Source organism: Pedococcus sp. P2_E5, assembly GCF_056403895.1.
In genome coordinates this window covers 18,620-42,338 of sequence record NZ_JBFUEP010000034.1, presented here as the reverse complement: position 1 = coordinate 42,338, position 23,719 = coordinate 18,620, and the positions used below count along the sequence as shown (strand labels likewise).

At 70.9% G+C, this 23,719-nt stretch carries 22 protein-coding genes; 20 read left to right on the top strand and 2 right to left on the bottom strand.

The genetic code is table 11. The features are described from left to right. Nucleotides 1-16 precede the first annotated feature (16 nt). The 7 genes from AC1DVZ_RS12985 to menD all read left to right on the top strand — a co-directional run bounded on the left by AC1DVZ_RS12985 (nucleotide 17) and on the right by menD (nucleotide 8,124). The gene (locus AC1DVZ_RS12985; RefSeq protein ID WP_477618611.1) at nucleotides 17-1,012 is read left to right on the top strand and encodes a type 1 glutamine amidotransferase family protein; all 996 of its coding nucleotides are present in this window, start codon (nucleotides 17-19) and stop codon (nucleotides 1,010-1,012) included. Beyond that, nucleotides 1,009-2,157, top strand: a complete 1,149-nt coding sequence (locus tag AC1DVZ_RS12980) for an alpha/beta hydrolase-fold protein (protein WP_477618610.1) — start codon at nucleotides 1,009-1,011, stop codon at nucleotides 2,155-2,157. Before AC1DVZ_RS12985 ends, AC1DVZ_RS12980 begins: the two co-directional genes overlap by 4 nt. A gap of 35 nt (nucleotides 2,158-2,192) precedes the next feature. Beyond that, entirely contained in the window at nucleotides 2,193-2,915 is a 723-nt protein-coding gene (locus tag AC1DVZ_RS12975) for an esterase family protein (protein ID WP_477613728.1), read from the top strand. After that, nucleotides 2,912-4,351 (top strand): M20/M25/M40 family metallo-hydrolase, encoded by a 1,440-nt coding sequence (locus tag AC1DVZ_RS12970; RefSeq protein WP_477618609.1) that lies wholly within the window; start codon nucleotides 2,912-2,914, stop codon nucleotides 4,349-4,351. Before AC1DVZ_RS12975 ends, AC1DVZ_RS12970 begins: the two co-directional genes overlap by 4 nt. A gap of 92 nt (nucleotides 4,352-4,443) precedes the next feature. After that, complete coding sequence (locus AC1DVZ_RS12965; protein WP_477618608.1) at nucleotides 4,444-4,773, top strand: hypothetical protein; 330 nt, start codon at nucleotides 4,444-4,446, stop codon at nucleotides 4,771-4,773. Then, nucleotides 4,770-6,302 (top strand): PGAP1-like alpha/beta domain-containing protein, encoded by a 1,533-nt coding sequence (locus AC1DVZ_RS12960; protein WP_477618607.1) that lies wholly within the window; start codon nucleotides 4,770-4,772, stop codon nucleotides 6,300-6,302. Before AC1DVZ_RS12965 ends, AC1DVZ_RS12960 begins: the two co-directional genes overlap by 4 nt. A 40-nt stretch (nucleotides 6,303-6,342) precedes the next feature. Next, nucleotides 6,343-8,124: a 2-succinyl-5-enolpyruvyl-6-hydroxy-3-cyclohexene-1-carboxylic-acid synthase gene (gene menD, locus AC1DVZ_RS12955; RefSeq protein WP_477618606.1), complete on the top strand. Its 1,782-nt coding sequence runs from the start codon at nucleotides 6,343-6,345 to the stop codon at nucleotides 8,122-8,124. Nucleotides 8,125-8,329: 205 nt separating this feature from the next. Here the strand turns inward: menD and AC1DVZ_RS12950 are convergent, their stop codons facing one another. Both AC1DVZ_RS12950 and AC1DVZ_RS12945 read right to left on the bottom strand, forming a co-directional pair. After that, the gene (locus AC1DVZ_RS12950) at nucleotides 8,330-8,980 is read right to left on the bottom strand and encodes an HAD family hydrolase (RefSeq protein WP_477618605.1); all 651 of its coding nucleotides are present in this window, start codon (nucleotides 8,978-8,980) and stop codon (nucleotides 8,330-8,332) included. Nucleotides 8,981-8,983: 3 nt separating this feature from the next. Further along, entirely contained in the window at nucleotides 8,984-10,276 is a 1,293-nt protein-coding gene (locus AC1DVZ_RS12945) for an isochorismate synthase (protein ID WP_477618604.1), read from the bottom strand. A 75-nt stretch (nucleotides 10,277-10,351) separates the two neighbouring features. Between AC1DVZ_RS12945 and AC1DVZ_RS12940 the strand changes: the two genes are divergently transcribed. From AC1DVZ_RS12940 to nuoK, 13 genes are all read left to right on the top strand, one after another. Further along, a complete protein-coding gene (locus AC1DVZ_RS12940; protein WP_477618603.1) occupies nucleotides 10,352-11,074 on the top strand; it encodes a demethylmenaquinone methyltransferase in 723 nt (240 codons plus the stop codon). Between the two features lie 113 nt (nucleotides 11,075-11,187). Then, nucleotides 11,188-12,522, top strand: a complete 1,335-nt coding sequence (locus AC1DVZ_RS12935) for a geranylgeranyl reductase family protein (protein WP_477618602.1) — start codon at nucleotides 11,188-11,190, stop codon at nucleotides 12,520-12,522. A 133-nt stretch (nucleotides 12,523-12,655) separates the two neighbouring features. Then, nucleotides 12,656-13,018: an NADH-quinone oxidoreductase subunit A gene (locus AC1DVZ_RS12930; RefSeq protein ID WP_477618601.1), complete on the top strand. Its 363-nt coding sequence runs from the start codon at nucleotides 12,656-12,658 to the stop codon at nucleotides 13,016-13,018. A gap of 20 nt (nucleotides 13,019-13,038) precedes the next feature. After that, entirely contained in the window at nucleotides 13,039-13,668 is a 630-nt protein-coding gene (locus AC1DVZ_RS12925) for a NuoB/complex I 20 kDa subunit family protein (RefSeq protein WP_477618600.1), read from the top strand. Further along, the gene (locus AC1DVZ_RS12920; RefSeq protein ID WP_477618599.1) at nucleotides 13,665-14,477 is read left to right on the top strand and encodes an NADH-quinone oxidoreductase subunit C; all 813 of its coding nucleotides are present in this window, start codon (nucleotides 13,665-13,667) and stop codon (nucleotides 14,475-14,477) included. Before AC1DVZ_RS12925 ends, AC1DVZ_RS12920 begins: the two co-directional genes overlap by 4 nt. Beyond that, on the top strand, nucleotides 14,477-15,838 hold the full coding sequence (locus tag AC1DVZ_RS12915; protein ID WP_477618598.1) for an NADH-quinone oxidoreductase subunit D: 1,362 nt from the start codon (nucleotides 14,477-14,479) through the stop codon (nucleotides 15,836-15,838). Before AC1DVZ_RS12920 ends, AC1DVZ_RS12915 begins: the two co-directional genes overlap by 1 nt. Then, on the top strand, nucleotides 15,838-16,743 hold the full coding sequence (gene nuoE, locus AC1DVZ_RS12910; protein WP_477618597.1) for an NADH-quinone oxidoreductase subunit NuoE: 906 nt from the start codon (nucleotides 15,838-15,840) through the stop codon (nucleotides 16,741-16,743). Before AC1DVZ_RS12915 ends, nuoE begins: the two co-directional genes overlap by 1 nt. After that, nucleotides 16,740-18,053 (top strand): NADH-quinone oxidoreductase subunit NuoF, encoded by a 1,314-nt coding sequence (gene nuoF / locus AC1DVZ_RS12905; RefSeq protein ID WP_477618596.1) that lies wholly within the window; start codon nucleotides 16,740-16,742, stop codon nucleotides 18,051-18,053. The genes nuoE and nuoF overlap by 4 nt, the downstream gene beginning before the upstream one ends. Continuing rightward, nucleotides 18,050-20,560 carry an NADH-quinone oxidoreductase subunit G gene (locus AC1DVZ_RS12900; protein ID WP_477618595.1) on the top strand — a complete coding sequence of 837 codons (2,511 nt, stop codon included), beginning with the start codon at nucleotides 18,050-18,052 and terminating at the stop codon, nucleotides 20,558-20,560. The genes nuoF and AC1DVZ_RS12900 overlap by 4 nt, the downstream gene beginning before the upstream one ends. A gap of 35 nt (nucleotides 20,561-20,595) precedes the next feature. Next, nucleotides 20,596-21,963, top strand: a complete 1,368-nt coding sequence (gene nuoH, locus AC1DVZ_RS12895; RefSeq protein ID WP_477618623.1) for an NADH-quinone oxidoreductase subunit NuoH — start codon at nucleotides 20,596-20,598, stop codon at nucleotides 21,961-21,963. After that, nucleotides 21,956-22,648 carry an NADH-quinone oxidoreductase subunit NuoI gene (gene nuoI / locus AC1DVZ_RS12890; RefSeq protein ID WP_477618594.1) on the top strand — a complete coding sequence of 231 codons (693 nt, stop codon included), beginning with the start codon at nucleotides 21,956-21,958 and terminating at the stop codon, nucleotides 22,646-22,648. The genes nuoH and nuoI overlap by 8 nt, the downstream gene beginning before the upstream one ends. After that, the gene (locus AC1DVZ_RS12885) at nucleotides 22,645-23,415 is read left to right on the top strand and encodes an NADH-quinone oxidoreductase subunit J (protein ID WP_477618593.1); all 771 of its coding nucleotides are present in this window, start codon (nucleotides 22,645-22,647) and stop codon (nucleotides 23,413-23,415) included. The genes nuoI and AC1DVZ_RS12885 overlap by 4 nt, the downstream gene beginning before the upstream one ends. Beyond that, nucleotides 23,412-23,711, top strand: coding sequence for an NADH-quinone oxidoreductase subunit NuoK (gene nuoK, locus AC1DVZ_RS12880; protein ID WP_140741957.1), 300 nt, complete (start codon nucleotides 23,412-23,414; stop codon nucleotides 23,709-23,711). Before AC1DVZ_RS12885 ends, nuoK begins: the two co-directional genes overlap by 4 nt. Nucleotides 23,712-23,719: the final 8 nt, after the last annotated feature.

Here is a 23,719-nt window from a genome sequence, read left to right as displayed (position 1 = left end):
TCGTCGCCGCCCCCTGATGCGCACTGTCCTCCTCGGGCCGCAACGGTTCATGACCACGGCCGGCACCGCCCTGCGATCACTCGGTGTCGACGGACCCGTGGCGACCATCAACGCAGGCTGGGAGGAGCGCGAGGACGTCGTCGACGAGCTCGAGACCGTCCTCGGCGGGGACACCCGTCACCTGCGGCTCTACCACCGCAGCCTCGACGTCATCGCCAAGGATGCCGAGTTCGGCTCTGCCGCACTGGCTTTCAGGGACCGCCACGACGGCCTCCTGTCCATCTACCGCCTGCGCCTCCAGAACGCCATGGACGGGGTGTATGCCGTGCAGCGGCGCACGCGCGAAGGCGAGGGTCGCGTGCGGGGCGAGCACCCGGCATACGCGGCGCTGGACGACGCGATCGAGGTGGTCCGCCACGTCGACAACTGGTACGCCGGGCAGCTCAAGGCGCTCTACGCCGACCTCGACGCTGCCTCGCCGATCGACGCGAGCGGCGTCATCGGCTGGCACCGTGGGGAGCTCGCCGACCTGCTGGGGCAGTCGGCCGCGGTGGTGCTCACCGGAGGGCACGTCGGCACCCTCTTGCGGACCCTGCGACTGTTCGCGATCAGGATCCCCGACGACGTGCCGGTGATCGCCTGGTCGGCCGGCGCGATGGCCCTGACCGAGCGGGTGGTGCTCTTCCACGACCACGGACCGGAGGGGAACACCGAGGCCGAGGTGTTCGACCGCGGGCTGGGACGGGTGCGCGGACTGGTGGCGCTGCCCCACGCGCGGCGCCGGCTGCGCCTCGACGACCGCGACCGGTGCGCCGTGATGGCACGTCGCTTCACCGACCAGCACTGTGTCCTCCTCGACGACGGCACGGCCCTCGAGCTGACCGCCGACGGGGGCCTGCCCCTGGGAGCCAGGATCCTCGGGCTCGACGGCGCCATCCACGAGATGGGCGCCGGTGGCGCGAAGGGCGCGAACGGCGCCGGCGCTGCCGGCGCGAGCGGGGGTGCGGCGTGAGCGAGGGACGGCTGGCCGTCAACCGGCTGCGCGAGCGCCTGCCCCTGGACGGGGCTGTCATCGACAGGTTCGTCGCGCGGCACGGGGCGCCGATCATCGAGGGCGAGCGTGCGACGTTCCTCTTTCGCGGCGAGGCCGACGAGGTGCGGGTCCGGCACCGCGTCGTGGGGTTGCCCGACCCGCTGCCCATGAAGCGGCTGCCCGACACCGACCTGTGGGCGGCGACGACGGTGCTGCCCAACGGTTCGCGGGTCGAGTACCAGCTCGAGACCCGCAACGGCGAGCACTACGCGACCTTCAACGACCCGCTCAACCAGCGGCTGGCCCACTCCCCGATGGGGTCGAGCTCGGTCTGCGCCGCCACCGGCTACGAGGTGCCGGACTGGGTGCACCACGACCCGGAGGCGCGCCAGGGCGAGATCATCGAGGACACGTTGCAGTCCAAGGCGCTGCGCCGCGAGCAGCAGGTCAAGCTCTACCTGCCGGCGCGCTACAACGCGTCGCTGCGCTACCCGCTGCTGGTGGTCCACGACGGCACCGACTACCTCGACTACGCCGCGATGAAGACCGTGCTGGACAACCTCATCCACCGCCTCGACGTCGCCCCGCTGATCGTCGCCTTCGTGCCGCCCCGCGACCGGCTGCGCGAGTACCCCAACCACGCGCCGCACGCCCGGTTCATCGCCCGCGAGCTGCTCCCGACGCTGGCCGAACGGCTCCCGCTCATCGACGACCCCCATGCGCGAGCCCTCATGGGTTCGAGCTTCGGTGGCATCGCGTCGCTGTCGACGGCGGTGCGCTATCCGGGGGTGTTCGGGTCGCTGTTCCTGCAGTCCGCGTCGCTGGTGTTCACCGACATCGGCACCGACCACGGCGGCGGTCCGGCGTTCGACCCGGTCGTGAAGTTCGTCAACCGCTACCGGGCCAAGCCCACCGCGCCGGTGGAGCGGCTCTTCATGAGCTGCGGCATCTACGAGCCGCTCATCACGCCCAACCGGTCGATGGTGCCGGTCTTCCGCGGCGCGGGCATGACCGTCAAGTACGTCGAGGCACGGGACGGCCACAACTGGGAGGACTGGCGGGACCGGCTGCGCGACGGGCTGTCCTGGCTGTTCCCCGGACCCCAGAAGTTCGTGTACGAGTAGATGAACCCCACTCCCCCCACCCYCTGGAGGACGGCATGAAGGTCACCGAACGCTGGCATTCCGAGCGGATGGGGCGTGACATCACCCTGGTGCGCTGGGGCCACTACGGCGTGCCCGTGCTGCTGTTCCCGACCGCGGGCGGTGATGCCGAGGAGGTGGAGCGCCACCACCTGGTCGGGACGCTCGCGCCGCTGATCGAGGCGGGCCGGATCAAGGTCTACTCCTGCGACAGCGCGGCGGGTCAGGCGCTGCAGCGCAACGAGGGGTCGCCCGAGCACCGGATGTGGCTGTTCAACCAGTACCACCAGGCCGTCGCCGAGGAGGTGGTGCCCGCCATCCACGCCGACAGCTCCCCGCAGGCCGTGGTGGTGGCCGGCGCCTCCATCGGTGCGTTCAACTCCTACGCCATGATCTGCCGCTACCCCCACCTGTTCGCGGCGGCGGTCTGCATGAGCGGCACCTTCCGCGTGGAGAAGTTCATCGGCGGCGACACCACGCAGGACTGGTACTTCGCCTCGCCGCTGCAGTTCCTTCCCGGGCTCGAGGGTCCGGCGCTGGAGATGCTGCGCCGGCGCTACGTCGTCCTTGCATCCGGCAGCGGCCGCTGGGAAGACGTCGGCGAGTCGTGGGCGGCCGGGGATGCGTTGGGCCGCAAGGGAGTTCCCAACCGGGTCGACGACTGGGGCGACCGCTACGACCACGACTGGCCGACCTGGTGGGAGATGCTCCCGCTCTACCTCGACGACCTGGTGCCGTGACCCAACCTTCCGCGCCCCTCGCCACCCGCCTCGCGGCGGCCGTCGACGCAGGTATGCCGCGGGCTCGCGACGACCTCGCGCGCCTCGTCGCGCTGCGCTCGGTGGCGAACCCCGCGATCGAGCCCGAGAGCGAGTGCCGGGCGGCGGCCGCGCTGGTCGGTGAGCTGTTCACGGAAGCCGGGGTGGACGGCATACGGGTGCATGAGACGCCCGACGGATCGCTCGCCGTGGTCGGGCGCTCGGTCGGCCCTGACGGGGCGCCGCGAGTGCTGCTGTACTCGCACTACGACGTCGTGCCGGTCGGCGACCCGGCCGCCTGGCAGACCCCGCCGTGGGAGCTGACCGAGCGCGAGGGGCGTTGGTACGGCAGGGGATCGGCTGACTGCAAGGGCAACCTCATGGCCAGCATCCTTGCGCTGCGGGCCCTTCGCGAGGTGCTCGGAGGGTGGCCGGTCGAGGTGGCCGTCGTCTGCGAGGGCTCCGAGGAGCAGTCCAGCGGCGGCATGGAAACCCTGGCCCGCGCCCACCCGGAGCTCGTGCAGTGCGATGCCCTGCTGCTCGCCGACACCGGCAACGTCGAGGCCGGGCTCCCCACCCTCACGACCTCCCTGCGGGGTACCGGCAGCGTCCTGATGACGGTGCGCACGATGAGGCACGCGGCGCACTCCGGCATGTTCGGCGGCGCCGCGCCCGATGCGCTCCAGGCTCTGCTCACGGCCCTGGCGAGCCTGCGCGACGCGAGCGGCGAGACGACGATCGACGGGCTCGACCACGGCGGAGTGTGGGACGGAGCCCCCTTTGACACCAACAGGTTCCGCGGCGATGCGGGGCTCCTCGACGGTGTCGAGCCGTTGACGGGCACCGGCTCCGTGGCCGACCTCCTGTGGGCGCGACCGGCGGCCACCGTGCTGGCCATCGACTGCCCTCCCATCTCGCAGGTGACGGCAGCGGCCCAGGGCGAGGCCCGGGCCGTGGTCAACCTCCGGGTCCCGGCCGACACGGATGCAGCCGCCGCCCAACAGCTGCTCATCGCCCACCTGAGGGCGCACACGCCGTTCGGCGCGCAGGTGGAGATCAAGCCGGTGTCGCTGGGACACGGGTTCCGCGCGCGGACCGACGGACCGGCATACACAGCCATGCGGCGGGCGATGCGGACGGCGTTCGGCCGCGACGCGGTGACCACCGGGCAAGGTGGCTCGATCCCGCTGGCGACCGCTCTCGCCGAGCTCGTCCCCGATGCCGAGATCATGCTGCTCGGCGTGGAGGAGCCCGAGTCGCGGATCCACTCGCCCGGCGAGAGCGTCGACCCCGACGAGCTGCGGCGCACTGCGCTCACCCAGGCCTTGTTCCTCGCCGACCTCGGTGGACTGCTCGAGCCTCTGGACCGGGATGTGCCCCAACGGGATCCGCTCAGCGATGGGGCCGCTGCGGACTGATCGGTCCACAGGCTTCCATCCTCAGGGCCGCCTGCCCACAGGGCTCGACGAGTGGGCCGCGCGAGATCCTCCGGCGCGACACGGTTGGTCGCATGATGGGGGACCCGCACGAGATCAGGGCACTGGCGACGCGGCTGCGCGCCGACGCCGACCGGCTTCGTCAGCTCGCAGTGAGGGTGGGGCGGACCCGCGAAGTGACGTGGCGGTCGAGGGCGGCGACGCTGTTCCGCGAGCGCGTGGGCGAGCGTGCTCATGCTCTGCGGCGTTCGGCGCAGCAGCTCGACGAGGCAGCCGGACGGGTGCAGGCCCACGCCGACGGCGTCGAGGCCGCCCGGGCCGAGGTGCTCCGCGTCGCGGCCCTCGGCGCCGACTTCGCCCGTGCTGCGGGTGAGGCCGTCACGCGGGCTGCGGGCCGCGGATGAGCCGCGACCTCATCCACGTCCGCGGCGGTTCCGCGGGCACCGCCGTGGGGTTGGACTCGCTGGACGCCGCTGCCCACGAGATCGCGGAGATGGCGAGGGACGTGGCGGTCGTGGCCTGTCGAGTGGCCGCGGTCGCGGCAGATCCGGACCTGGTCGCCGGTTCCCTGCTCAGCTCCGTGACCGGGGCGCGTGCCGACGCTGCCCTCGCCGAGGTCGTCGGGCCGCGCGGCCTCGTGGGTGACATCGCGTCGATGGTCTCGCTCTCCTCGGCGGTGACCGCCGCCTCCGCGTCCTACCGTCGGGCGGAGGCGGCGGCGGCCAGGGCCGTGGAGCTGGCCCAGGACACCGTGATGGTGGTCGTGGGCGAGCTGGCCCCTGAGGTACTCGTCGGCGTGCTGGCCCTCGACGCGCTCGGCGTCGACGTGGCAGGTGTGCTGGACCGGGTCGTGTTCGACGAGCCGGCCATCGCCGACCTGGCCGGGGGAGCGGAGGGGCTCGTGGCGGGACTGCGGGCCAACCCGCTGACCTCCCCCTTCGTGCCCGCGCGCCCGCGGACCGACAAGCTCACCTCCGAGCAGGACTGTTCCGAGCTGGAATGTTCCGATGAGGACGGTTCCGATCAGGACGATTGTGCCGAGCTGGACGACGGTGCCGATCAGGACTATGAGGTGGCTGTCCGCCAGCTCGCCGACTCCGCCGCCCTGTGGGGGTTGCTGTCCGACCGTGGTCGCGCGCGGGTGACCGCAGCACCACGTCCGCGCCCCGGATCCCACGTCCCTCGCACGCTCCGGGACCTCGCGACGGACCAGTCCAACGTGGGGGACGGCGAGGACCACGCCGGGCGCGTCCGGGTCATCGAGATACCCCAGGCCCAGGGCTCTGCCTGGATCGTCGAGATCAGCGGCACCCAGGTGTGGGACCCCAGGGCCGGGACCAACCCGTTCGACGTCACGACCGACGTTCGTTCGATGGCCCAGGACGCGACGGTGCTCGCCGACGGTGTCCACCAGGCTCTGGCGCAGGCGCAGGCGGCGTCGGTGACCGCGGCGTCGACGGCTTCGGCGGCTGCTGCCGGGCGTGACCGAAGCGCAGAGCCGGTCATGCTCGTGGGCCACAGCCTGGGCGGGATCGCCGCGGCCGGGCTCGCCTCGTCGCCGCGGTTCACCCAAGCGCACCCGGTGACCCACGTGGTCACGATGGGCTCACCCGTGGGACGGATGCCCGTGCCGGCCGACATCGCCGTCCTCTCGCTCGAACACACGCAGGACGCCGTGCCGCGCCTGGACGGCGTGCCCAACCCCGATCGCGGGGCCTGGGTCACCGTGTCACGCGACCTGGACGGTGCGGGCGTCGACCGGGCCAGCAGGGCCCACGACGCGCGGTTGTACGCCGACACCGCAGCCCTCGTCGACGAGTCCGCCGATCCGTCGGTGGCCAGCTGGCGGGTCGGCAGCGCAGCCTTCTTCGCCGCTGACACCCATGGCGATCCGGTCGTCCGTGACTACACCGTCGAGCGGGTCGCGCCATGAGGCGCGGTCCGCCCGGTGGGCGGGTGGCACAATCCGACCCGTGAACCCGTCCACCGCCCTCGCGACGGTCCTGGTGGACGAGTTGGTCCGACGAGGGGTCCGCCACGCCGTGCTCTGCCCGGGCTCGCGCTCGGCGCCCTTGGCCTATGCCCTGCGTGAGGCCGAACGCGCTGGCCGGATCGAGCTGCACGTGCGTGTCGACGAGCGGTCCGCCGGTTTCCTGGCGCTGGGTCTGGCCAAGGTGACCCGGGTGCCGGCGGTCGTCGTGACGACCTCGGGCACGGCCGTCGCCAACCTCCACCCTGCCGTGCTCGAGGCGCACCACGGGGTCGTCCCGCTGGTCGTGCTCTCGGCCGACCGACCGGTCGAGCTGCGCGGCACGGGTGCCAACCAGACCACCGTGCAGCCGGGCATCTTCGCCGGGGCCGTCCGCTGGTCCGTCGACGCCGATGCCCCGCAGCGCGCCACGGGCGAGGTCGCGCGCTGGCGCCGGATCGCCGCCGACGCCGTCCGCCATGCCACTGGTGTCACCGGTGCCGTGGACGTCGGGGAGCCGGGGCCGGTCCACGTCAACGTCCAGCTGCGCGAACCGCTCGTTCCGACCGACGACGACGGACCCTGGCCCGAGTCGCTGGACGAGCGGCGGGCCGAGCACGCCGCCGACTCCACGACGGCGACGGGGTCGGTCCCGACCACCGACGTGTCGCGTCAGCCGACGCGGACCGTGGTCGTGGTGGGCGACCTCCCGGAGCCTGACCAGTTCGACCGAGCCGTCCGTTGGGCAACGGCCAGGGGCTGGCCGGTGCTCGCCGAACCCTTCGGCACCCACCCGCGGGGCGACGTCGTGCCGCACGGCCCGCTGGTCCTGTCCGACCCGCGATGGCTGGACCAGCACGCCCCGGAACGCGTGATCGCGGTCGGACGGCTGACCCTGTCGCGACCGGTCGCTGCGCTCCTGCGCCGGCCCGGAGTGCGGGTGGAGGCCGTGGGTGCGCACGCCTGGATCGTGTCGCGTCCCGATGTCCAGGACGTCCACCCGGTCTCGGTGCTCGACGCTCCCGTCGACGACTCGGACAGCTCGAACGGCCAGCGCGGCTCTGGCGGCGCGGACAGTGAGGCCGGGGCGGGAGGCGAGGGCGCCTCCAGCGCGTCCGACGACGGCTGGGCCGCCGCCTGGCGCGCTGCTGGCGAGCGGGTCGCCAGTTCCATGGCCGAGGAGCAACTGCCGTGGCCCAGTGGCGCCGCCGTGGCCGACGCCGTGTTGGCAGCCCTGCCGGCGGGCGCCACGCTCTTCCTCGGCTCGTCGAACACGGGCCGCGACGTCGACCTCGCTGGCCCGCGGGCCGACGCGCTGCGCGTGGTGGCGAGCCGCGGGCTCGCGGGCATCGACGGCTGTGTGTCCACCGCCAGCGGCCTGGCCCTGGCGGACGGCTCACCGACCTATGCCCTGATGGGTGACCTGACCTTCCTGCACGACGCCAACGGGTTGCTCGTCGGACCACTGGAGCGTCGTCCGGACCTCACCGTGGTCGTCACCAACGACGACGGGGGAGGCATCTTCACCCTCCTCGAGCCGGGCGAGCCCGCGCGGGTCGCCGAGTTCGAGCGACTCTTCGGCACCCCGACGGGCGCCGACCTGGCCGCACTGTGCGCCGCGCACCACGTCAGGCACCAGCACGTCTCGGCCCGTGACGAGCTCGTCGCGGCCCTCGCGGAGCGCCCGTCCGGACTCAGCGTCCTCCAGGTGACGGTCGACCGCGGGGGCCACCGCGTCCTGCACGCCCGGCTGCGCGAGCGCGCCGCCGCCGCCCTCCGGACCTGACGACCTCAACCCGTCCTCGCGCGACGTAGGCCAGGCGAGCCACGGTCGGGGGTTGCGCCGCGGCGGCATGCCGCGAACCGTGGCGGAAGTGGCACGGATGGACGTCCATCGGCTCGGGCCGGGTCGATCTGCGCTCCCGGTGGCACGGATCGACCCTCCGCAGGCGCGGACAGCCCGGGTGAGCAGGCGCGAGTGGTGGCGGCGGTCAGGGGTGGCGGCGCAGCGGCATACCGCGGGCGATCAGGTCTTCGCGGAGGTCGTCGGGACCGGTGAAGCCGACCGCATCCATGCCCGTCTCGGCCGCGGCCACGACGTTGGCCGGGCTGTCGTCGATGAAGATGCAGTCGTCGAGGCCGGCGCGGTGGCTGACGCGTTCCTCCAGGACCTCGAAGATCTCGGGGTCGGGCTTGGCCACGCCCTCCTCGCCCGACACGACGATGTCCTCGAACAGGTCGAGGAAGTCGAACCGGTCCAGGGCCACCGGGAAGAGGTCGGCCGACCAGTTCGTCAGCGCAAACAGCGGCACCTCGGCCTCGTGCAGCTCACGCAGGATCTCCACGCTGCCCGCGATCTCGCCGACGAGCGAGGCGCCGAAGTGCTCGCGGTAGGCGACGATCTCCTCGGCGTAGTGCGGGTGTGACGCCACCGCGACCCGCTCGGCCTCGTCGAGCCCGCGCCCGGCGTCGTTGGCGCGGTTCCAGGCGGCGAAGTCGAAGTCGGGGTCGGCCACGAAGGCCAGAGCCCTCTCGCGACCCACTGCGACCTCGACGGCCCGCACCGGGTCCCAGGCGATCAGGACGTCGCCCAGGTCGAAGACGACGGCGTTCGCGGGTCGGGGCCCGAGGTGGTCGGACATGGCTCAGCCGGCGGTCAGGGCGTCGCGCATCGGGACGAGCTTGGCGTCGGACTCGGCGACCTCGGAGTCGGGGTCCGAACCCGCGACGATCCCGCAGCCGGCGAACAGCCGCATGGCCGAGGYGTCCTCGCGATCGAAGGCACCGCACCGCAGCGCGATGCCCCACTCGCCGTCGCCGGTCGCGTCCATCCAGCCGACCGGACCGGCATAGCGGCCCCGGTCCATCTCCTCGAGCTCGGTGATGAGGTCGTCGGCCGCGGCCGAGGGGGTGCCGCAGACCGCCGCGCTCGGGTGCAGCGACGCGGCGAGGGTCAGCGACGTCGCGTGGTCCGCGAGCACGCCGGCGACGTCGGTTGCCAGGTGCATGACGTTCGACAGGTGCAGGACGAAGGGCGCCTCGGGCACGTTGATCGACGAGCAGTGCGGGCGCAGGGCGTCGGCGACCGACCGGACGGCGTACTCGTGCTCCTCGAGGTCCTTGCTCGAGCGGGCCAGTGAGGCCGCCAGCGCGAGGTCGTGCTCGTCGTCACCGGTGCGGCGGATCGTCCCGGCGAGGACCCGGGACGTGACCAGGCCCTTCTCGAGGCGGACCAGCATCTCGGGCGTCGCGCCGACGAGCCCGTCGACCGCGAAGACCCAGGTCGTGTCGTAGCGCTGGGCCAGCCGGGTCAGCAGCCAGCGGGCGTCGATCGGCGCCTCGGCGCTGACCTGGAGGTCGCGGGCCAGGACCACCTTGTCGAGGCTGCCGCCGGTGATGCGTTCGACCGCCCGCTCCACTGCGCCGGCCCACTGGGCCGGAGGCAGCGCACCGTCCGCGAACGCCACGCCAGACGGCTCGCGCGGCTGTGACTGCTGGGGTATGACGGGTGTGGGCAGCTCGTCGCCGGTCCCGATCGTGGTCACCCACCACCGCCCGTCCCGCGCACCCACGACCACCTCGGGGACGACGAGGGTGGCGCCGGACGGTGAGTCCGCGGCATACGAGATGGACCCGAAGGCGACCGGCCCCGTGCCGGGCAGGGCGACGTCGTTGCGCACGACCGCGCCATCGACGACGTCGCGCCACCACGCCTCGGCCCGCTCGAACCGGTCCGGGCCGACGGCCGTGAACTCCAGGGCGCGACCCCACCCGACCAGGCCCTCGCCGCGACGCACCCAGCTGAACAGCTCGGCCGGGTCCGTGCGGTCCGGCAGGAGCGTGAGCAGCATGCCGGGGTCGTGCAGTGCCACGGTGCGGGCGACCACGGGCGAGCCGTGGGGTCGACTCGCAGGCTGGGGCGTGGGAAGGCTGGTCATGTCGGGGAAAGCCTACGGCGGGCGTGGGCGAGGTCCGCGACAGGAGGTCCTCTCGGCGGGTGCGAGGATGTCGACATGACCCGCGCCAGCCTCGACAAGGATCCCCGCGACGTCGCCGCGATGTTCGACGACGTGGCCGGCAGGTACGACCTCACCAACGACGTCCTCTCCCTCGGTCAGGACCGGTTGTGGCGTCGAGCGGTGCTCAAGGCGGTCGCCGCCCAACCCGGTGAGACCGTGCTCGACATCGCTGCGGGCACGGGCACGAGCAGCGAGCCGTTCGCCGACCACGGCGTCAACGTCGTGCCGGCCGACTTCTCCCTCGGCATGTTGCGGGTGGGCAACCGGCGGCGCCCCGACCTGGGTTTCACGGCGGCGGACGCGATGCGGCTTCCCTTCGCGGACAACAGCTTTGACGCGGTGACGATGTCGTTCGGCCTGCGCAACGTCGCTGGTGTCGAAGGGGCGCTGGGGGAGTTCCTGCGGGTGACCAGGCCCGGTGGCCGGCTCGTGGTCTGCGAGTTCAGCCAGCCGGTCAACGGCGCGTTCCGCAAGGTCTACAGCGAGTACCTCATGCGGTCGCTGCCCCCGATCGCCCGCAAGGTCAGCAGCAACCCCGAGTCCTACGTCTACCTCGCCGAGTCGATCCAGGCCTGGCCCGCCCAGCGCGAGCTGGGCGAGCGGATCTCGTCGGTGGGCTGGAGCGAGGTGAGCTGGCGCAACCTGACCGGCGGCATCGTGGCCCTCCACCGGGCAACCAAGCCAGCCCAGCCCGGTCCGGCCGGACAGGATGGGTAAGGGTCGCCCCTGATCCCTCGGTAAGGGTCGCCTAACTGGTGACCGCACGGCGGGTCGGGAATAGACTCCGCATTTGAAGTTCGTGAAGACGTTCACAAGCGGGTGAGGCAGGCGTGACAGACACCATCAGCGAGGCCGCGGGAGGCATCTCGGTGGCCGGGGCTCCGACGGAGACCGCCGACGTCATCGTCGTCGGCGCCGGTCCCGCGGGATCGGCCACCGCGGCATACCTCGCCATGGCGGGGCTGGACGTCCTCGTCATCGAGAAGACGAGCTTCCCGCGCGAGAAGGTGTGTGGCGACGGGCTCACCCCGCGCGCCGTCAAGGAGCTCATCACCCTCGGCATCCCCACGCCCGAGGACGACGGCTGGATCAAGAACCACGGCCTGCGGATCATCGGCGGCGGCATGCGCCTGTCCCTGCCCTGGCCCGACCTCGCGAGCTTCCCGCCCTACGGCCTGGTCCGCACCCGGCAGGACTTCGACGACATCCTCGCCAAGCACGCGGTCAAGCACGGTGCGCGACTGCGCGAGGCCACCAACGTCACCGGCCCCATCCTGGACGGCAAGGGCGCCATCGTCGGCGTCACCGCCCGCGCCATGGACGAGAAGGGCCGCGCCACCGGCCCCGAGCTCCGGTATGCCGCGCCGCTGGTCGTCGCCGCGGACGGCAACTCCTCGAGGTTGTCCCTGGCGATGGGCCGCGAGAAGCGCGAGGACCGCCCCATGGGTGTGGCCGTCCGCACCTACTACACGAGCCCCCGCCACGACGACGACTACCTCGAGTCCTGGCTGGAGCTGTGGTCCACGGACGACAACGGCAAGAAGGTCCTGCTGCCCGGTTACGGCTGGATCTTCGGCGTCGGCGACGGCACCTCGAACGTCGGCCTCGGGATCCTCAACACCTCCAGCGCCTTCGGCAAGACCGACTACAAGGACGTCATGCGTCGCTGGGTCGCGACCATGCCCGAGGACTGGACCTACAACGACGCGACGATGGTCGGCCCGATCCGCGGCGCGGCGCTGCCGATGGGCTTCAACCGCCAGCCGCACTACGACAACGGACTGCTGCTGGTCGGTGACGCGGGCGGCATGGTCAACCCGTTCAACGGTGAGGGCATCGCCTACGCCATGGAGTCGGGGCGACTGGCGGCCGAGGTGATCGCGCAGGCGTTCGCGCGCGGCACCGACGCCCAGCGAGAGCGCGTCCTGCAGTCCTACCCCAAGGTCATGGCCGATGCGCTGGGCGGCTACTACACCCTCGGCCGGTACTTCGCGAAGATGATCGGCAACCCCGAGATCATGCGTCTGGCCACCAAGTACGGGCTGCCCCGCACCACCTTGATGAAGTTCCTCCTGAAGGTGATGGCCAACCTCGCGGAGCCGCACGGCGGCGACGCGAGCGACCGCCTCATCACCGCCATGTCCAAGATGGCCCCGGACGCATGACCCGGCGTGCAATCTCTGGCAGCGCCCCTAGGATTGGGCCGCACCGCAAGGATGTGACCGGTGCCACAGTCGGCAGGGACGACGGCAGACGCACGCACGGCAGTAGCGATCACAGAAAGGGAGTGGCACGGCGATGAGCAACCCCTACGTCCCGTTGCTTTTCCTGTTGGCCATCGGTGGCGGGTTCGCCGTCTTCTCGGTCGGCGCCGCGGCGGTCTCGGGCCCCAAGCGCTACAACCGCGCCAAGCTGGACGCCTACGAGTGCGGCATCGAGCCGACCCCCCAGGCCACCGGCGGTGGTCGCGTGCCGATCAAGTACTACCTGACCGCAATGCTCTTCATCATCTTCGACATCGAGTCGGTGTTCCTCTACCCGTTCGCGGTGGCCTTCAACCAGCTCGGCCTGTTCGCGCTCGTGGAGATGGTGCTGTTCATCCTGACCGTGTTCGTGGCCTACGCGTACGTGTGGCGCCGCGGCGGCCTCGAGTGGGACTGACGAGGGACTAGGACCAAGTAATGGGAATCGAAGAGAAGCTGCCCGCGGGCTTCCTGCTGACCACGGTCGAGCAGGTCGCCGGCTACATGCGCAAGAGCTCGGTCTGGCCGGCCACGTTCGGCCTGGCCTGCTGCGCCATCGAGATGATGGCTGTCGGCACGCCCGACTACGACATCGCCCGGTTCGGGATGGAGCGGTTCTCCGCCACCCCGCGCCAGGCCGACCTGATGATCGTCGCCGGTCGCGTGAGCCAGAAGATGGCCCCGGTCGTCCGCCAGGTCTACGACCAGATGCCCGAGCCCAAGTGGGTCATCTCGATGGGTGTCTGCGCCAGCTCCGGTGGCATGTTCAACAACTACGCGATCGTCCAGGGCGTCGACCACATCATCCCGGTCGACGTCTACCTGCCCGGCTGTCCGCCCCGCCCCGAGATGCTGCTCAACGCGATCATCACGCTGCACGAGCAGATCCAGAACTCCAAGCTGGGCGTCAACCGCGTCGCGGCCGCCCGTGCCGCCGAGGCGGCGGCCCTGTCCGCGACGCCAACCCACCAGATGACCGGCCTGCTCGCCCAGGGCGCCGGCAGCGGTCACACCCACGCGCACGGCCACCTGCACGGCACCGACGTGGCGCAGGGCGGTGTCGCATGAGCGACAAGGACACCGGCGACACGAAGGACGCACCCGACCAGCCGGCGCCCGAAGCAGCTGCGGCCACGATCGGCGCCCAGCCCGGTGAGGTCGTCGACCGCGCGGACGACGAGCGCCTGCCTGCGGCCCCCGGCACGACTCCCGACCCCGTCACCATCGGCGAGCGTCGCGGCATGTTCGGCGCGGCCGACTCCGGTGACACCTCCGGCTACGGAGGCATGGTCAGCCCGATCCTGTTCCCCGGTGCGGCGGTTCGTCCCTACGGCAGCTACTTCGACACGATCGCGGACCAGCTCGAGCGTGGCCTGCTCGGTGGCACCGCCTCCTATGCCGAGGCCGTCGAGCGGGTCGTGGTCGACCGCGGCGAGATGACCCTCTTCGTCCGACGTGAGCACCTGCCGGCCGTCGCGCGTGCCCTGCGCGACGACCCGTCGCTGCGCTTCGAGATGTGCACGGGCGTCTCCGGCGTGCACTACCCGCACGAGTCCGGCCGCGAGCTGCACGCCGTCTACCACTTCCTGTCCATCACCCACGGCGGTCGCCGGGTCCGCGTCGAGGTCACCGCCCCCGACGACGACCCGCACATCCCGTCGATCGTCGAGATCTACCCGGCGAACGACTGGCACGAGCGCGAGACCTGGGACATGTTCGGCATCGAGTTCGACGGTCACCCGTCGCTCACCCGCATCCTCATGCCCGACGACTGGCCGGGCCACCCACAGCGGAAGGACTACCCCCTCGGCGGCATCCCCGTCGAGTACAAGGGCGCGACCATCCCGCCGCCGGACCAGCGGAGGTCTTACAGCTGATGACGACCAACTCACTCAGGGACAAGGACATCTACGCCACCTCCGGCGCCGACACGGCGGCCGCAGCGGGCGCCCACGTCTTCAATGCCACGGGCGGGGACTGGGACCAGCTCGTCGACGAAGCCGCGGCCCTCCACGAGGAGCGGATCGTCGTCAACATGGGTCCGCAGCACCCGTCGACGCACGGCGTGCTCCGGCTCATCCTCGAGCTCGACGGCGAGACGGTGACCGAGACCCGCGCAGGGATCGGCTACCTGCACACCGGCATCGAGAAGAACATGGAGTTCCGCACCTGGACCCAGGGCGTGACCTTCTGCACCCGGATGGACTACCTCACCCCGTTCTTCAACGAGGCCGTGTTCTGCCTCGGGGTCGAGAAGCTGCTCGGCATCACCGACCAGATCCCCGAGCGCGCCAGCGTCATCCGCGTCCTCATGATGGAGCTCAACCGGATCACCTCCCACCTCGTCGCCCTGGCGACCGGTGGCATGGAGATGGGTGCCACCACCGTCATGACGGTCGGCTTCCGCGAGCGCGAGCGGATCCTGTCCATCTTCGAGATGGTCACCGGCCTGCGCATGAACAACGCGTTCATCCGCCCCGGGGGCGTCGCCCAGGACCTGCCGCCCGGCGCGATCGACAAGGTGCGCGACACGATTCCGTTGGTGCGCAGGGGGCTTGGCGAGCTCGAGCTCCTCCTGAACGAGAACCCCATCCTCAAGGGCCGCACCGTCGACGTCGGCTACCTCGACCTCTCCGGCTGCATGGCGCTGGGCATCACCGGTCCCATGCTGCGCTCGACGGGTCTGCCCCACGACCTGCGCAAGCTGGACCCCTACTGCGGCTACGAGACCTACGACTTCGAGGTCATCACCCGCACCGAGTCCGACGCCTACGCCCGGCTGCGGATCCGCATCGACGAGATGTACGAGTCGCTCAAGATCGCCGAGCAGTGCATCGACCGGCTGCAGGCCGGCTCCGGCCCGGTCATGGTCGAGGACAAGAAGATCGCCTGGCCGGCACAGCTGGCCATCGGCGGCGACGGCATGGGCAACAGCCTCGACCACATCCGCGAGATCATGGGCACCTCGATGGAGTCCCTCATCCACCACTTCAAGCTGGTCACCGAGGGCTTCCGTGTCCCCCCGGGCCAGGCCTATGCCGCGGTGGAGAGCCCCAAGGGCGAGCTCGGCTGCCACGTGGTGTCCGACGGCGGCACGCGCCCCTACCGCGCGCACTTCCGCGACCCGTCGTTCAACAACCTGCAGGCCACGGCCGTGATGTGCGAAGGCAGCCAGATCGCCGACGTCATCGTCGCCGTCGCCTCGATCGACCCCGTCATGGGAGGCGTGGACCGCTGATGGAGCACTACGGGATCCAGACGGCGGCAGGGCACCTGACCGTCGCTCCAGAGTCCAAGGAGCCGTATGCCGCGGACGTGCTGGCCGGCCTCCACGAGGACGCCGCGCTGGTGGTGGCGAAGTACCCGCAGAAGCGTTCCGCGCTGCTGCCGCTGCTGCACCTCGTCCAGTCGGTCGACGGCTACGTCACCGGGCGCGGTATCGACTTCTGCGCCGAGGTCCTCGAGCTGAGCACCGCCGAGGTCTCGGGTGTCGCGACCTTCTACACGCAGTACAAACGGCACCCCAACGGCGAGTTCACCGTCGGCATCTGCACCAACACCCTCTGCGCGATCATGGGCGGCGACCAGATCTGGGACGAGGTCTCCGAGCACCTCGGCGTCGGCCACGACGAGACGACGCCGGACGGCAAGGTCACCCTCGAGCGGGTCGAGTGCAACGCCGCGTGCGACTTCGCCCCGGTGGTCATGGCCAACTGGGAGTTCTTCGACAACCAGACGCCCGAGTCGACCAAGCAGCTGGTCGACGACCTGCGCTCCGGCAAGGACGTCAAGCCCAGCCGCGGCCCCGACAAGGTGTGTTCCTTCAAGCAGGTCTCGCGCGTCCTGGCCGGTTTCCACGACGGCCTCGCCGACGAGGGCGTCGGCGCCGGCCCCGCCTCGCTGGAGGGCCTGAGGATCGCCAACGAGCGTGGCTGGACCGCGCCCAACGGCAACTCCGACAGCAAGGCCGCCGAGGCGCCCCAGGAGGAGCACGCCCCCGAGGCGACCTCCGACGAGCTGGCGGCAGGACGGCATACCTCCACCGACTCCACGGCCAACGCACCGGACGAGGTCGTCGACGACAAGCCGGCCACCTTGTTCGACGGCAACGGGGCCAAGGCCGAAGGGAAGGACGAGGCATGAGCACCACGCTGACCCCGATCCTCACGAAGTTCTGGGACGACCCCCAGTCGTGGACGCTCGAGACCTACGAGCGCAACGAGGGCTACCAGGCGCTGAAGAAGGCGCTGGGCATGAAGCCGGCCGACCTCGTCCAGATGACCAAGGACTCCGGCCTGCGCGGCCGTGGCGGCGCGGGCTTCCCGACCGGCATGAAGTGGGGCTTCCTGCCCCCGCCCGACGGCGGCCCCCGCTACCTCGTGGTCAACGCCGACGAGTCCGAGCCGGGCACCTGCAAGGACATCCCGCTGATGATGGCGGCGCCGCAGTTCCTCATCGAGGGCTGTGTCATCACGTCCTTCGCGATCGGCTGCAACCACGCCTTCATCTACCTGCGCGGTGAGGTCGTGCACGTCTACCGCCGCCTGCTTCGCGCGGTGGAGGAGGCGTATGCCGCGGGCCACCTCGGCAAGAACATCCACGGCTCGGGCTTCGACCTCGACATCACCGTGCACGCCGGCGCCGGCGCCTACATCTGTGGCGAGGAGACCGCGCTGCTCGACAGCCTCGAGGGCCGTCGCGGACAACCGCGCCTCAAGCCGCCGTTCCCGGCCGTCGCGGGCCTCTACGCCCGCCCGACCGTGGTCAACAACGTCGAGTCGATCGCCTCGGTGCCGCCGATCCTGCTGCACGGCGCCGACTGGTTCGCCGGCATGGGCACGGAGAAGTCCCAGGGATTCGGCATCTTCAGCCTCTCCGGCCACGTCAAGCGTCCCGGCCAGTACGAAGCACCGCTCGGCATCACGCTGCGCGAGCTGCTCGACCTCGCCGGTGGCATGCGCGACCCCAACAAGAAGCTCAAGTTCTGGACCCCCGGTGGTTCGTCCACGCCGTTGTTCACCGACGAGCACCTCGACACCCCGCTCGACTTCGAGTCGGTGGCGGCGGCGGGCTCGATGCTCGGCACCCGCGCGCTGCAGATCTTCGACGAGACGACCTGTGTCGTCCGGGCGGTCGACCGCTGGACCGACTTCTACAAGCACGAGTCCTGTGGCAAGTGCACCCCGTGCCGTGAGGGCACCTGGTGGCTCAAGCAGATCCTCGGTCGGCTCGAGCACGGACAGGGGTCCGAGGAGGACCTCGAGAAGCTGCTCGACATCTGTGACAACATCCTCGGCCGCAGCTTCTGCGCGCTCGGTGACGGCGCGACCAGCCCGATCACCAGCAGCATCCAGTACTTCCGCGAGGAGTACCTCGCGCACCTGACGCACGGGGGCTGCCCGTTCGACCCACGAGACTCCACCCTGTTCGCAAAGGATGCGGTGTCCGCATGAGCGTGACCACGAGCCCCAGCGCCGGCGGCAACGCCGTCAGCACCGGGGGCAACGCCTCGACACCACCGGCCGTCGACCTGGTGACCCTCACCATCGACGGCGTCGCGGTGTCGGTCCCCAAGAACACGCTGGTGATCCGCGCCGCCGAAGAGGTCGGCGTCCAGATCCCGCGGTTCTGCGACCACCCCCTCCTCGAGCCGGTCGGCGCCTGCCGCCAGTGCCTCGTCGACATCGCCACCCCCGGCCCCGACGGCACCCTGCGACCGATGCCCAAGCCCCAGGCCTCCTGCACCATCACGGCGACCGAGGGCATGGAGGTCAAGACGCAGATGACCTCCCCGGTCGCCGACAAGGCGCAGCAGGGCGTGATGGAGCTGCTGCTCATCAACCACCCGCTCGACTGCCCCGTCTGCGACAAGGGCGGCGAGTGCCCCCTGCAGAACCAGGCCATGAGCAACGGTCGCGCCAAGTCCCGCTTCGAGGACGTCAAGCGCACCTACCCCAAGCCGATCAACATCTCCTCGCAGGTGCTGCTCGACCGCGAGCGCTGTGTCCTGTGCGCCCGCTGCACCCGCTTCTCCGACCAGATCGCCGGTGACCCGTTCATCGCCCTGGTCGAGCGCGGTGCGCTGCAGCAGGTCGGCATCTACCAGGAGCAGCCGTTCGAGTCCTACTTCTCGGGCAACACCGTCCAGATCTGCCCCGTGGGCGCCCTGACCGGTGCGGCCTACCGCTTCCGCAGCCGCCCGTTCGACCTCATGTCGACCAAGAGCGTCTGCGAGCACTGCGCCTCCGGCTGCTCCATCCGCACCGACCACCGCCGCGGCGCGGTGCTGCGGCGGATGGCCATCAACGACGTGGCCGTCAATGAGGAGTGGAACTGCGACAAGGGTCGCTGGGCCTTCCAGTACGCCAGCACCGGTGACCGCTTCGACTACCCGATGGTGCGCGACGAGGACGGCGAGCTCCAGGTCGCCTCGTGGCCCGAGGCACTGGCCGCCGCTGCCGCCGGACTCCGGCGCTCCAAGGGTGTCGGCGTGCTGACCGGTGGACGGGTGTCCGTCGAGGACGCCTACGCCTATGGCAAGTTCGCCCGCGCCGTGCTCGCCACCAACGACATCGACTTCCGCGCCCGCCCGCACTCGGCTGAGGAGGCCGACTTCCTCGCGTCCTCCGTCGTCGCGACCGGTCCCTCTGTTGACGGAGCTCAGGGGGGCGCGGTCACCTACGCCGACCTCGAAGCCGCCAAGACCGTCGTCCTCGTGGGCTTCGAGCCCGAGGAGGAGAGCCCGATCGTCTTCCTGCGGCTGCGCAAGGCCGTGCGCCGCACCAAGACGGCCGTGTATGCCGTGGCGCCCTTCGAGACGCGCGGCCTCACCAAGCTGAACGGCACCCTCATCCCGTCGGCACCGGGCACCGAGGCCGAGGTGCTGCGCGCCCTGGCCGACGGCGTCACCGGTGACGGGGCAGCGGCGCGCGCGGCCCAGGCCCTCGAGGAGCCGGGCGCCATCGTGATCGTGGGCGAGCGCCTAGCCACCGTCCCCGGGGCACTGTCAGCGGCTGCCGCACTGGCCACCTCGAACAACGCCCGCCTCGCCTGGGTGCCGCGTCGTGCCGGTGAGCGCGGAGCGCTCGAGGCCGGCGCCCTGCCCACCATGCTGCCCGGGGGCCGTCTGGTCGCCGACGCAGCGGCGCGTGAGCAGGTTGCCGACCTGTGGGACGTCGTCGGCCTGCCGGACGTGCCGGGCCGCGACGGTGCCGGCATCCTCCGGGCCGCCACGACCGGCTCGATCAACGCCCTGGTCGTCGGTGGCGTGGACGCGGCCGACCTGGCCAGCGCCCACACCGAGGAAGCCCTCGCCAAGACCTTCGTCGTCTCGCTCGACTTCCGGCCGTCGTCGGTGACCGCCGTGGCCGACGTCGTGCTCCCCGTCGCTCCGCATGCGGAGAAGGGCGGGACGTTCGTCGACTGGGAGGGACGCCCGCGCACCTTCGAGGCAGCGCTCGACAGCGCCGCCCAGTCCGACTACCGCGTCCTGGACATGCTCGCGTCCGAGATGGGTGCCTTCCTGGGCACCCGCACCCTCACCGAGGTCCGTCGCGAGATGGCTGCGCTCGGCCCGGCGACCGGCGATCGCGCCGCTGCTCCCTCGGTCCAGGTCGGTGACCTGCCGAGCGCAGGGGCCGGCCAGCTCGTGCTGGCGACCTGGCACCACCTGCTCGACCGGGGTTCGCTGCAGGACGGCGAGCCGTTCCTCGCAGGCACCGCCGCCAAGGCGTTCGCGCGGGTGTCCGCAGCGACCGCCGAGTCCTTCGGTCTCGCCGAGGGCGACACAGTGACCGTGTCCACGTCCGCCGGCTCCGTGTCGGCGCCGGTCGCGGTCACCGCCGGCATGGTCGACCACGTCGTCTGGCTGCCGACCAACTCCGACGGCTCCACCGTCCGCGCCGCCCTGGGGGCGGTCGCCGGTGACGTCGTGACCGTCACGAAGGGAGGCGCCCGGTGAGCACCCTGACGTATGCCGCGGACGCCGTCACCGGCATACCGCACCTTGCTGTCGGGCTCGGCGCCTCGGCGCCGTTCGCCGACAACCCGAGCGCGGACTTCAGCGACACCCCGTGGTGGCTGCACCTGGTGAAGGCGCTGCTCGTCTTCGTCTTCCTGCTGGTCAACACGCTGGTCGTCATCTGGTTCGAGCGCCGCGTGATCGGCCGGATGCAGCAGCGTCCGGGCCCGAACCGCACCGGCCCGTTCGGCCTCCTGCAGACCCTGGCCGACGGCGTGAAGCTGGCCCTCAAGGAGGACCTCACGCCCAAGAACGCCGACAAGGTCGTCTTCGCGCTGGCCCCGGCCATCGCGGGTGCGATGGCCTTCGTGTCGTTCGCGATCATCCCGATGGGGCCGACCGTCTCGATGTTCGGTCACCGCACGCCGCTCCAGCTCACCGACATCCCCGTCGCCGTCCTGCTGGTGCTCGCGGTCGCCGGGGTCGGCGTCTACGGCATCGTGCTGGCCGGCTGGTCCTCGGGTTCGACCTACCCGCTGCTCGGTGGTCTGCGCTCGACCGCCCAGGTCATCTCCTACGAGATCGCCATGGGACTGTCGCTCGTCGCGGTGTTCCTCTACAGCGGGTCGATGTCGACCTCGCAGATCGTCGGCGCGCAGAAGAGCCTCTGGTACATCCTGCCGCTGGTGCCGAGCTTCCTGGTCTACGTCGTCACGATGGTCGGCGAGACCAACCGCCTGCCGTTCGACCTCGCCGAGGGCGAGGGGGAGCTGACCGGTGGCTTCCACACCGAGTACTCGTCGCTGAAGTTCGCGATGTTCTTCCTGGGTGAGTACGTCAACATGTTCACCGTCTCCGCGCTGGCGACGACGATGTTCCTCGGTGGCTGGATGGCCCCTCCCGGCATCGCGGCCATCAACGACGGCATGTTCAACCACGGCTGGTGGGGCCTGCTCTGGTTCGTCATCAAGCTCTGGCTGTTCATGTTCTTCTTCGTCTGGCTGCGCGGTTCGCTGCCTCGTGTGCGCTACGACCAGTTCATGCGGTTCGGCTGGAAGTTCCTCATCCCCGTCACCCTCACCTGGGTCGTGGTCGCCTCGTTCATGAAGGCCAGCCAGCTCGGCTTCATCCAGGGCCCGAGCATCACGTTCCGCGGCCGGGAGTTCCCCGTCCTCAGCATCGCCTTCGTCGTCATCCTCGCCGGGGCCGTCCTGGTCATCGCCTGGCTGCGCGACAACCGCAAGATCGAGCAGGACGCCATCCGCAACATGCCACCGCCCGAGGAGATCGATCCCTTCGCGGGCGGCTACCCCGTGCCCCCGCTGCCGGGGCAGCGGCTCAAGGAGCCGTCGCTCGCGATCGGCGAGCGCGCCACCGACAAGGAGGAGGCCACTCGTGGCTGACGACCAGAAGAAGCCCGGGTTCCTCGCGGACCTCTTCGCTCCCGTCGGCGGGTTCGGCGTCACCTTCGCGACGATGTTCCGCAAGCTGGAGACCGAGGAGTACCCCGAGGAGAAGCGGCCGACCCAGCCGCGTTTCCACGGACGTCACCAGCTCAACCGGCACGCCGACGGACTCGAGAAGTGCGTCGGGTGCGAGTTGTGCGCCTGGGCCTGTCCAGCGGACGCGATCCTCGTCGAGGGCGCCTCGAACGACGACTCCGAGGGCGGCTCCGGCCGGTTCTCACCCGGTGAGCGCTACGGCCGCGTCTACCAGATCAACTACCTGCGCTGCATCTTCTGCGGGCTGTGCATCGAGGCCTGCCCGACCCGGGCGCTGACGATGACCAACTTCTACGAGCTGGCGGACAACAACCGCGCCGACCTCATCTTCACCAAGGAGCAGCTGCTCGCCCCCCTCGCGGAGGGCATGCTCCCGGCTCCGCACCCGATGGTCGACGGCCTCGAGGAGCGGGACTACTACCAGGGCAAGGTGTCCCGCGCGACGCCCGACCAGGAGGAGTGGGTGAAGGCCCACGACGCCCAGCCCCAGGAGGGTCTGGCCCCGAGCGGCGACCCCGTCGAAGGAGTCGACACGGTGACCACCCGACAGGCCACCCGCGACACGACCGAGGCGGTGCGCCGATGACCGGCCTGGGCGAGCAGATCATGTTCTGGGTCCTCGCGCCGATCAGCGTGCTCGGTGCGCTCGGCCTCATCTTCGCCAAGAAGGCTGTCCACGCCGCGCTCGGCATGGCCCTGGTGATGATCAACCTCGGCATCTTCTACATCGCCGAGGAGGCGGAGTTCCTGGGCATCATCCAGATCTTCGTCTACACCGGTGCGGTCATGATGCTGTTCCTCTTCGTGCTGATGCTCGTCGGCGTCGATTCCTCCGACTCCCTCGTCGAGACCCTCAAGGGCCAGAAGTGGGCGAGCCTCCTGCTCGCCTTCGGACTCGCAGGTCTGCTCTTCACCGCGATCGGCCGCGCCGAGTTCGGACCGATGAAGGGCCTGTCGGCCGTCAACGAGAGCACCGGCAACGTGTCCGGGGTCGCCGAGCTGATCTTCGGCAAGTACGTCTGGACGTTCGAGATCACCTCCGCCCTGCTGATCACCGCCGCCCTGGGCGCCATGGTGCTGGCCCACCGCGAGCGGATCGGCGCCAAGCCCAGCCAGCGCGCGTGGTCCGAGCGCCGTGTCCTCGAGAACCGCAACGTCGCCGGCCTCCCGGCCCCCGGTGTCTACGCCCGCAGCAACGCGGTCGACACCCCGGCGCTGCTGCCCGACGGGTCGCCCAGCGAGCTGTCCGTGTCGCGGGTGCTCACCGCCCGTGAGCAGAACGTCGCCCCGGCGCGCCACATCGAGTCCGAGCACGACATCGAGCACGAGATCGAGGAGGGATCGCAGCGATGAACCTCGTCAACTACATCTACCTCGCGACCCTGTTGTTCGCGATCGGTGGCGCGGCGGTCCTCATGCGGCGCAACGCCATCATCGTGTTCATGGGTGTCGAGCTGATGCTCAACTCGACCAACCTGATGTTCGTGACGTTCTCCCGGATGCGCGGCAACCTCGACGGCCAGGTGATCGCCCTGTTCGTCATGGTGGTCGCCGCTGCCGAGGTCGTCGTGGGCCTGGCCATCATCATGGCCATCTTCCGTGCCCGCCGGTCGGCCTCGGTCGACGACGCCAACCTGCTGAAGCTGTAGAAGGAGCC

Excerpts from the sequence above, each read along its gene's own strand:
- AC1DVZ_RS12985 (WP_477618611.1), top strand. The coding sequence starts at position 17 with ATGCGCACTGTCCTCCTCGGGCCGCAACGGTTCATGACCACGGCCGGC.
- AC1DVZ_RS12975 (WP_477613728.1), top strand. The coding sequence starts at position 2,193 with ATGAAGGTCACCGAACGCTGGCATTCCGAGCGGATGGGGCGTGACATC.
- AC1DVZ_RS12965 (WP_477618608.1), top strand. The coding sequence starts at position 4,444 with ATGATGGGGGACCCGCACGAGATCAGGGCACTGGCGACGCGGCTGCGC.
- AC1DVZ_RS12960 (WP_477618607.1), top strand. The coding sequence starts at position 4,770 with ATGAGCCGCGACCTCATCCACGTCCGCGGCGGTTCCGCGGGCACCGCC.
- AC1DVZ_RS12950 (WP_477618605.1), bottom strand. The coding sequence starts at position 8,980 with ATGTCCGACCACCTCGGGCCCCGACCCGCGAACGCCGTCGTCTTCGAC.
- AC1DVZ_RS12940 (WP_477618603.1), top strand. The coding sequence starts at position 10,352 with ATGACCCGCGCCAGCCTCGACAAGGATCCCCGCGACGTCGCCGCGATG.
- AC1DVZ_RS12930 (WP_477618601.1), top strand. The coding sequence starts at position 12,656 with ATGAGCAACCCCTACGTCCCGTTGCTTTTCCTGTTGGCCATCGGTGGC.
- AC1DVZ_RS12925 (WP_477618600.1), top strand. The coding sequence starts at position 13,039 with ATGGGAATCGAAGAGAAGCTGCCCGCGGGCTTCCTGCTGACCACGGTC.
- AC1DVZ_RS12920 (WP_477618599.1), top strand. The coding sequence starts at position 13,665 with ATGAGCGACAAGGACACCGGCGACACGAAGGACGCACCCGACCAGCCG.
- AC1DVZ_RS12915 (WP_477618598.1), top strand. The coding sequence starts at position 14,477 with ATGACGACCAACTCACTCAGGGACAAGGACATCTACGCCACCTCCGGC.
- nuoE (WP_477618597.1), top strand. The coding sequence starts at position 15,838 with ATGGAGCACTACGGGATCCAGACGGCGGCAGGGCACCTGACCGTCGCT.
- nuoF (WP_477618596.1), top strand. The coding sequence starts at position 16,740 with ATGAGCACCACGCTGACCCCGATCCTCACGAAGTTCTGGGACGACCCC.
- AC1DVZ_RS12900 (WP_477618595.1), top strand. The coding sequence starts at position 18,050 with ATGAGCGTGACCACGAGCCCCAGCGCCGGCGGCAACGCCGTCAGCACC.
- AC1DVZ_RS12885 (WP_477618593.1), top strand. The coding sequence starts at position 22,645 with ATGACCGGCCTGGGCGAGCAGATCATGTTCTGGGTCCTCGCGCCGATC.
- nuoK (WP_140741957.1), top strand. The coding sequence starts at position 23,412 with ATGAACCTCGTCAACTACATCTACCTCGCGACCCTGTTGTTCGCGATC.